The sequence below is a fragment of the Streptomyces sp. NRRL B-24572 genome (genome assembly GCF_002156145.1).
GTDB lineage: Bacteria > Actinomycetota > Actinomycetes > Streptomycetales > Streptomycetaceae > Streptomyces > Streptomyces vietnamensis.
In genome coordinates this window covers 1-2115 of record NZ_MWIG01001033.1, presented here as the reverse complement: position 1 = coordinate 2115, position 2115 = coordinate 1, and the positions used below count along the sequence as shown (strand labels likewise).

Below are 2115 nucleotides of genomic sequence, written 5' to 3'. Positions count from 1 at the left end.
GCGATCGAACTGGCGGCGGCGCGGCTGCGGATGCTGTCGGTACGGCAGATCGCGGACCGGCTCGACGACCGCTTCCGGCTGCTGACCTCGGGCGCGCGGACCGTGCTGCCGCGCCAGCAGACCCTGCGGGCGGTGGTGGACTGGTCCTGGGAGCTCCTCGACGAGGCCGAACGGGCGGTGCTGCGGCGGCTCGCGGTGTTCACGGGCGGGTGCGACCTGAGGGCGGCGGAGGCGGTGTGCGCGAGCGTGTCCGACGTCCCGCCTACCGACGTCCCGCTTACCGACGTCCCGCTTACCGACGTCCCGCCTACCGACGTCCTTGACGTCCTCGGCGCCCTCGTCGACAAGTCGCTCGTCGTGGCCGCCCCGGACGACCGCGGGATGCGCTTCCGGCTCCTGGAGACCGTGGCCGAGTACGCGGGGGAGCGGCTGGACGAGGCCGGGGAGCGGGCGGCCGTCGAGCGGCGGCACCTCACGTACTACCGGGAGCTCGCCCGCCGTACCGACCCGGAGCTGCGCGGCCCGGGCCAGGTCGCCGCCATCGCCCGCTTCGAGCGGGAGCACGACAACCTGCGCGGCGCGCTCCGGACGGCCGTGGCGCTCGGCGACGAGCAGGAGGTGCTCTGTCTCGTCCACACGCTCAGCTGGTTCTGGCAGCTCCGCAACCACCAGGTCGACGCCCGCACCTGGGCCGTCGAGGCCGGCCGTCTCGGCCCCGACCCGTTCCGGGAGCCCGTCCGCCCCGCCGAGCCGCTGGACGGACGGTGTGTGGACGTGCCGCCGCCGTGGACCGGAGAGCGGCTGTGGGAGGCCCGGCGCGGCGGTCGGCTGTACGCCCTGGCGACCGAGGGCGTCGAGGGCATGGACCTCGAACGGTCCGAGCCCCGCGCCCGGCTCGCCGCCCTGGTCACCGCGTACCGCCCCGGCCTCCCGCAGACCTGCCGCCAGCCGGGCACGATGTGGTACTTCGCCCGGCTCATGACCGGGGAGCTCGCCGGCCTCGACGAGACCCTGATTCTGATCGTCGACGCCTGCCGCGCCCACGGCACCGGCTGGGACCTGGGCTTCGCGCTCCTCATGCGGGCCAAGCTCGCCGGCCTCGGAGCCGACGCCGCCGAGGCGCTCGCCCTCTTCGAGGCCGCCGGGGACTCCTGGGGGATCGCGGAGTCCCTCGCCGCCCGCGGCGAGGCGTACGAGCGGGAGGGCCGGCTCGCCGAGGCCGCCGCCGACTTCGAGCGGGCCACCGACGCCGCCGCCCGCGTCGGCGCGCGTTCCCAGGTGCCCGTCTTCACGGCCCGTCTCGCGGCCGTACGGCTCCGGCTCAGCCCGGAGGGGGACGCGGCGGCCGAACGGCTCCTGGCCGAGGCCGCCGACGAGGCCGGGCAGTGGGGCGCGGAGCCCGCCGGGACGGGCCGGCTGCTGCTCGCCCAGCACTACGGCCACACCGGGCGCACCGGCCTCGCCCGCGCGCAGCTCTCCCTCCTGGAGGGGGAGTTCGGGGAGGTCACCCCGGCCCTCTTCTGGGGTCTCGTCGGCGGGACGTGGGCGTGGCTCGACTGCCTCGACGGCGTCTACGACCGGGCCCTCGAACGCCTCGACCGGGCCGTCGTGGACGTGGAGACCCTCGCCCACCTCGTCGCCCCGCACCTCGTCGTCGCCCAGTTCGGCACCGCCGCCTGGGCCCGCGGCGGACGCGGCGCACCGGGTGACGCCGAGACGGGGGCCCGGCTGCTCGGCGCGTACGACGCCCACGCCGGCTCCGACTCGGGCGGCGGCTTCCGGCCCTTCACCCCGCAGACCGAGGCCGCGATCCGGGCCCGCGCCGAGGCGGTGCTCCGCGCGGCCCTGCCCCCGGAGACGTACGCCCGCCGGTACGAGGAGGGAGCGGGTCTCTCGCTCAGGACGGCCGCCGCCCTCATCCGGAACCAGGGCCTGTCCGGCGGATCAGGGCCGGACAGGCCCTAGCCGAGCGACAGGCGCTCGCGGGCCTCGGCCAGGTCCTCCGGGGTCGGCGCGTCGCCCTGGGCGAGGCGGCGGCACCTGGTGGAGGAGCGGGGTGTCGACCGGCGCTCGGTGCACTTCACCGGGTACTGGCGCCGCCGCCTCGCCCAGGGC

2 pseudogenes are annotated in these 2115 nt (G+C 77.0%); both read left to right on the top strand.

Annotated features, from left to right (window positions below):
* Positions 1-1965 (top strand): annotated as a pseudogene (locus CCN56_RS39795) (AfsR family transcriptional regulator); the annotation flags it as partial.
* A gap of 78 nt (positions 1966-2043) precedes the next feature.
* Positions 2044-2115, top strand: a pseudogene (locus CCN56_RS46050) (hypothetical protein); the annotation flags it as partial.